This is a genomic window from Pseudomonas sp. MWU349 (assembly GCF_017947325.1).
Taxonomy (GTDB): Bacteria; Pseudomonadota; Gammaproteobacteria; order Pseudomonadales; family Pseudomonadaceae; genus Aquipseudomonas; species Aquipseudomonas protegens.
Genome location: NZ_JAFEVP010000014.1, coordinates 1 through 7,631, shown reverse-complemented (window position 1 = coordinate 7,631; position 7,631 = coordinate 1). Strand labels below are relative to the sequence as shown.

Annotated in this window: 1 protein-coding gene; it reads left to right on the top strand. The window is 64.9% G+C overall.

Annotation, left to right across the window (positions count from 1 at the left end; all coding sequences use genetic code 11):
* Positions 1-13: 13 nt before the first annotated feature.
* On the top strand, positions 14-7,631 hold a 7,618-nt coding region (locus tag KCG88_RS30725; protein WP_210713759.1), incomplete at its 3' end, for a hemagglutinin.

The window sequence follows — 7,631 nt, the reverse complement described above, 5'->3', positions numbered from 1 at the left end:
TACCGAGCTCAACGTGCAAACCCAAGACGACCTGAACAACCACAACACCCTGGCGGCGGCCAACAGCATCAACCTGGGCAGCGGCGGGCAACTGAACAATCAGGGCATCATCGAAGCCGGGGTCAACGCCGATAACAGTCGCAACCCGAATGGCGATGTCACCCTGACGGCGCAGAACCTGAACAACAGCGGCAAGAGCGTGGTGGCCAGCCGTGATCTGACGGTCACGACCACCCAGACCCTGAACAACCAGGGCGGCACCCTGAGCGGGCAGCGGCAAGTAACGGTCAAGGCCGGGATCCTGGATAACCAGAACAAGGGCCGGGTGCTAAGCAACGCAAACACCGATCTTGCCGTCAGCCAACTGATGAACGCTCAGGGCGGCCTGATCAACAGCCGAACCAACCTCAGCGCTCAGGTGGGCCAGCTGGACAACCATGGCGGCGAACTCTCCAGCCTCGACAACCTGAGCCTGCAGGTGGCCACCCTGGACAACGTGGCCGGCCTGGCATCCGCTGGCAGGCACCTGAGCCTGACTGCCACCGGCGCGATCAATAACCGTGGGGGCCAGCTCGTCAGCTTGCAAACCCTGGACCTCAAGGCGGGGCAGGTCGACAACAGTAATGCTGGCCGCATCGCCAGCAACCAGGCACTGACGGCCAGCGTCACCGGCCTGGACCAGCACGACGGCGGGCGCCTGACCAGTGTTACCTCGTTGGCTCTGGACCTGAACCAGGGCCACCTGAACAACCAGGGCGGCTTGATCAACGGGCCTCGACTGACGCTGAAAAATCTCGACAGCGTGGACAACCGGCGGGGCGAAATTTCCAGTGCCCAGGCCTTTACCTTGATGGCTCGAAGCCTGGACAACAGCCACGGCAAACTGCTCGGCAACCAGGCCCTGACCCTGCGCCTGGATCAGGCACTGAGCAATATCGGCGGCCTGATTTCCGCCCGTGGCCTGGATATTGGCGCGGCAACCCTGGATAACCACGACGGCATCGTCACCAGCCGAGGTGACCTGGCCTTGAGCCTGAGTGGCTCGGCGAACAACCATGGTGGCGAACTTTCCAGCCTCGGCGCTACCACCCTCAAGGGCACGAGCTTGGACAACCGCGACGGCCAGGTCGGCGGTGATCAGGCTTTGGACATCGACCTGAGTGCGGCGCTGAACAATCAGAAGGGTGTGCTTGGCGCCGGCAAGAACCTGCACCTCAAGGCCGCCAGCCTGGACAACAGTCACCAAGGCAGCCTGGTCAGTGACGACCGACTGACAGCCCGCATCGACGGGCTGCTGGATAACCGGCAGCAGGGCGATATCAGTGCCAAGGGAGCGATCGATCTGCAGGCCGCTCGCCTGGACAACCGCGCCGGCAAAGTGCGCGCGGACCAGGCCCTGCAACTTGAGGTCGGCCGGCTCGACAACCGTCAACAGGGCCTACTCAGCAGCTTGGCGGCGCTCAACTTCAACGGCTCGCACCTGGATAACCGTGGCGGCCTGCTCAGTGCCGCAGGCCCCGTGCGCCTGGATGCCACCAGCCTGGACAACAGTGGCGGGCGCCTCTCCAGCAAGAGCGGGTTGCTGGCCCGGGTGAGCCAACTGACCAACCAGCGCGGCGAGCTGGTGGCCCAGGGCGACCTAAGCCTCAATGGCGCCACTCTGGATAACCGCGATGGCGGTCTGGTAGGCAGCACAAAAGCGCTGACACTCGAAGTGACCGAGGTCGACAACCGCGGCGGGGAAATCTCCAGCTCCGAAGGGCTGAGCCTTCTGGGCACACGCCTGGATAACAGCGACAGCGGCAAGCTGCTTGCCGGCACCGACCTGGGCCTGAAAGTGGCGCAGGTCATCAACCAGAATCGGGGCCTGCTGTTTGGCAAAGGCAGGGTTGCAGTCGACGGGCAAAGCCTGGACAACCACCTGGGCCGCCTGGTGGCCCAGCAAGGGCTGGCTATTCGCCTGGACAATGCCCTGAGCAACCAGCAGGGGCTGATCAGCAGCGAAGGCCTGTTGGCGGCCCAGGTCGGCAGCCTGGACAACAGCGGCGGCAAACTTTCCAGCGCCGCGGCCTTGACCCTGACCAGCGCCGGCGCGTTGCTCAACCGCAATGCTTCGATCACCACCGATGGTGAGCTTGGAATCACCAGCCACAGCCTGGACAACAGCCAGGGAGGCTTGCTCAGCAGCAAGGGGGCGGCCCGGGTCGGCACCGGGGCTTTCGACAACACCCAGGGTGCGCAGTTGATCAGCGGCGACAGCCTCGATCTCAAGGCGGCCCAGGTCAGCAATGGCCAGGGCAGCCGGATCGCCAGCGAAAAAGCCCTGACCGCCAGCCTCAGCGGTCTCGATCAACAGGGCGGCGAACTGTTCAGCAAAAGCACCCTGACCCTGGACCTGAATCAAGGGCAACTCACCAATCACCAGGGGCTGATCAACGCCCCGCTACTGGTGCTGAAAAACCTGGCGGACGTGAACAACCAGGGCGGTGAAATCTCCAGCGCCCAGGCCTTCACCCTGGCCGCTGGCAACCTGGACAACAGCAGCGGCAAGCTGATCAGCCAGCAAGGCCTGACCCTGCGTATCGAGCAGGCGCTGAGCAACCTCAAGGGGCTGGTTTCGGCCAAGACTCTAGACCTGCGCAGCCATCGACTGGACAACAGTGAGGGGCTGATCAGCAGCCTGGGCGCTCAGACCCTGCGCGTCGACGGCCAGTTGGCCAACCAGCAAGGCACAGTAATCGCTGATGAACAGCTGAGCCTGACGGTAGGTGCCCTGGACAACAGCCAAGGGCAGATTTCCGGCAAGGCCGATGTCCAGGCCAAGGTGGCTGCCTTGAACAACCAGGGTGGGCAGCTCATGGCTGCCCAGCGTCTGGAACTGGTCGCCGACAGCCTTGATAACCGTCAGGGCGGCCTGGTGGGCGCTACCCAAGGGCTGGCGCTCAAGATCGGGGCCGTCGACAACCGGGGCGGTGAGCTGTCGAGCAAGGCCGACGTTAGCCTGGACGGCACTCGCCTGGCCAACAGCGAGGGCGGCAAGGTTCTGGCCGAGGGCGCCCTGGAGCTGACGGTGGCGCAAGTGATCAACCGCAGCCAGGGCCTGCTTTCGGGCAAGGCCGGGCTGACCCTCAGTGGCGACAGCCTGGACAACCACGGTGGCGCGCTGCTGACCGAGCAACAACTCAAGGCCGAGCTGCTGGGCCTCCTGGACAACCGCCAGGGCCTGATCAGCGCCGAAGGCCGCCTGGGGCTCAAGAGTGCCGAACTGGACAACAGCGGCGGCAGCGTCTCCAGCGCCGGGGCGCTGACCCTGGAGCACGGCGGTGCGCTGCTCAATCAGGGCGGGGTGATCGTTACCGATGGCGCGCTGCTGCTCAATAGCGCCCGCCTGGATAACCGCAACCAGGGCAACATCAGCGCCAAGGCCACCGCCAGCGTTCGCACCGGGGCTTTGGACAACAGCCACAAAGGCCGCTTGAGCGGTGGCGACAGCCTGACCCTCAGCAGCGCCCAATTGACCAACCAGGACGGCGGCCGGATCGCCAGCGACGGTGCCTTGAGCGCCAGTGTCAGCGGTCTTGACCAACAGGGCGGCCAACTGTTCAGCAACACCGCCCTGAGCCTGGACCTCAATCATGGCCAGTTGAATAACCAGCAGGGCCTGATCAACGCACCGTTGCTGATGCTCAAGAACCTCAAGGAGGTGAACAACCAGGGCGGCGAGATTTCCTCGGCGCAAGCCTTCAGCCTGGCCGCCGAGCGCCTGGACAACAGCCAGGGCAAGGTCTTGAGCAATCAGGCCCTGACCCTGCGCATCGACCAGGCCCTGGGCAACCTCAAGGGCATGATCGCCGCCGCGAGCCTGGATATCCGGGCCGCAAGCCTGGACAACAGCGGCGCTACGCTCACCAGCCGTGGTGCTCTTGACCTGCAACTGGCCGGCGCCCTGAACAACAGCCAGCAAGGCCTGATCAATGCCGCTGACCGCCTGACCATCGGCAGCAGTGCGCTGGATAACCAGGGCGGGTCGCTGCTGGGCAGCGCCATCGCCGTGGACCTGGGCAGTGCCACAGGTGACTTGAACAACAGCGCCGGCCTGATCAGCACCGACGGCTCCCTGACCATCGCCCACTTGCGCGACCTGAATAACCGCAACGGTGAAGTTTCCAGCCGCCAGGGCCTGGACTTGACGGCGCGTACCCTGGACAACAGCGCCGGCAAACTGATCAGCAATGACCAACTGAACCTCAAGGCCCGGGAGCTGCTCAACCAGGGCGGCCTGGTATCGGGCTGGCAGGGCCTGAGCGCCAACCTGGGCAGCCTGGACAACCGTAACCTGGGCACCCTGTCCAGTCGCAGTGGCGGGGTCGAGGTGCAGGTCGGTGGTGACCTGCAGAACAGCGGCGCCGGTGCCCTGGTCAGCCAGAAGGCCCTGCGCGTGACGGCGGCCAACCTCGACAACAGCGGCGGCATCCTTTCCAGCGCCGGTGAACAGACTCTCGACGTCAGCGGCCTGTTGGACAACGCCCAGGGGGGGCTGATCGACAGCGGCGCGGCCCTGACGGTGCAAGCCATGACCCTGGGCAACGCTGGTGGCGGGATCAGTGCGCAGCAGGCCTTGAGCCTTCGCGCCACAAGCCTGGACAACCGCAACGGCAGCCTCAAGGGCAACGCTGCTGTGACCCTTAGCCTGCTGGGCGCTTTGGTCAACAGCGGCGGCAAGCTGGCCAGCGGTGGCCCGCTGCGCATCGAGCGCGCCGGCCAGATCGACAACCAGGGCGGCCAGATCGCCAGCCAGGGCCTGATGACGCTGCTCGGCAGCGGCCTGGACAACCGCAATCGCGGGACCGTCGCGGCCAACGATCAACTGACCCTGACCGTGGATGGCACGCTGCACAACAGTGGCGATGGCTTGATCTATAGCCAGAACGGCGACCTGCACGTCCAGGCTGCCAGCCTCGCCAATGCCAAGGGCACCCTGCAGAGCCAGGGCGCGCTGAACCTGAGCACCGGCGACCTCGACAACCAGAGCGGGCGCATCCTGGCCAAGAACGGCGACCTGAACATCGGCGCCGGCAATCTGGACAACCGCGGTGGGATACTTTCCAGCCTGCAAGGGGCAATGGTCGCCGACCTTCGAGGCGTGCTGAAAAACGGCTATGACCTGAACAACAACCGTCAGGGCGGCGTGACCCAGGCCCAGCGCTTGAGCCTCAAGGCCCTGGCCGGTATCGACAACTACGGCGGGCGGATCTCCGCGCAAACCGGCGATGCACTGATCACCACCGGCGACTTCGACAACCGCAACGGCGGTCTCTATGCCAAGGGCCTGGTCCAGGTCAGCGGCGGCAATTTCGACAACAGCGGCGACAACGATGGACAGATCGCTGGCCAGCGCATCGACCTCGATCTGCGCGGCGCCCTGAACAACCGGCTGGGCATCATCGAAAGCGACAGCAGCCTGTCAATCAAGGCCGCCAGCCTCGATAACCAGACCGGCCAACTGCGGGCCCTGGGCAGTGGTGGCAGCACTCGCTTCGAGATCGGCGGGCAGTTCGACAACCGTAACGGCACCCTGGAAAGCGCCAACAGTGACCTGAGCCTGGGGGTAGGCCACTTCCTCAACGGCGGCGGTAGCCTGCTGCATGTGGGCCGCGGCACCTTCGACATTTCCACCGGCAACGTCACCGGCGCAGGCGGCAGCATCGTCACCCGTGGCGGCCTGGCCTTGAATGCCGATAGCTGGAACAACAGCAGCGTGATTCAGGCCGGGCGCCTGACCGTCAACGTCAATAATTTCAGCCAGAGCGCCAGCGGCCAACTGCTGGCCAGCGATGCTTTCATCGGTAGCGGCGGCAACTGGAGCAACGAGGGGCTGATCGCCAGCGATGGCAGCCTCAACCTCAACCTGAGCGGCACCTTCTCGGGCAACGGCCGCTTGAGCAGCCGCGGCACCCTGGCCCTCGGCGCGGCCCAGGTCAACCTCGATGCCCCGTCCAGTCTTGCCGGTGGCGGCGACACCCGCATCAGCGTCGCTGGCCAGCTGAACAACGCCGGGCGTCTGACCTCTGGCGCCCAACTGAACCTGAGCGCTGGCGGTGTGAACAATCAGGGCACTCTCGGAGCGGCCCAGGGCCTGACCCTGACCACCGGGGCCCTGTTCAATGACCATGGGCTGCTGTTCAGTGGCGGCGACATGGGCCTGCGGGTCGATAGCCTGACCAACAGCTATGCCGATGTGTACAGCCTCGGCAACCTGACCGTCGACCGTGACGGCCAGGGCACCCTGGCCAGCCGTATCGTCAACAGCTCCGGCTCATTGCAGAGCGATGGTTCCATGGGCCTCGCGGCCAGCACCATTGAGAACGTGCGTGCGGTGCTGAAAACCGACAACCAGGGCATCTATACCGCGCGAATTGGCGAGATCGGCTGTATCGAAGGGGTCAACGCCGGCGACTGCAGCGGCAAGCGCAACCACGTCTGGGAGATCGTCCAGCGCGACAAGTTCGAGGTCACCGAAGCCAGTGCGGCGTCGAGCATCACCTCCGGTGCTCACTTGAACATCAAGGGCGGCGACCTGCTGAACCAGAGCAGCACCATCGCGGCGGCCGGCGACCTTGTGGCCACGGTCAACAACTTGACCAACAGCGGCGTGGAGACCGGCGAAACCGAAACCACTCGGGTGTTCATGTCGGCACGGGCCAAGAATGCCGGCTCCTGGTACAACGTGGCCAACGCTTTCACCAACAAGTACTGGTTCCAGAGCGGCGGCTACACCCCCAACGATCTGGGTGGCCTGCAAGGGGCAATGGCCGGCTTTATCGGCATGACCGAGCGAGAGTGGGTGCACCTTGGCAGCACGCGCAAGCTGGCTGGCGGTGACCAAAGCTATGCCGCGGTGATGCAGGCCGGGGGAGCGGTGAGCATCAATGCCGGCAACGGTATCAATAACAGTGTGGTGCGCCCTGGTTATACCTACGTGGGCAGTGGTGCGCGCATTAATAACGATGCACCGGGCGGTGCTTTCTCCACTCGCGTCACCCTCAATCAGCAATTGCCACCCGACCTGGCCCAACAACAGGTCAACCCGCTGGCGCTGCCTGGCTTCAGCTTGCCGAGCGGACAGAACGGCCTGTTCCGTCTCAGCGGCCAAGGCGGCAGCACACCGACCACCACCGGCCCGCAAACCTGGACCCTGGGCGGCGCCACCCTGAACACCGCACAGCGCCAACAGGCGCTGCCGGTGGCGCAAGTGCAAGACATCCGTATTGCGGATGCGCAGCAGATAGCCAGCCGCTCGGGCGACCTGAGCACCAACCACCGGCAGATCGTCAACATCGGTACCGAGGCCAGCGCGATCAACGCCGCCCTCCCGGGAGCCGGAACGACTCCTGGCCCGGTGCTGCCGGGTCGTGCGGCCGTCGATGACGGCATCAGCCAGCCCATGGCCCTCAACGGGCAGCCCACCGCGCCCATCCGCATCGAGCGCGTCCAGGGCTTGCCGGACAGCAGTGTGCGCAGCAATCCGCACAAATACCTGATCGAAACCAACCCGGCACTCACCGACCTCAAGCAGTTCATGAGCTCGGACTACCTGCTGTCCAACCTCGGTTACAACCCGGACGAAAGTA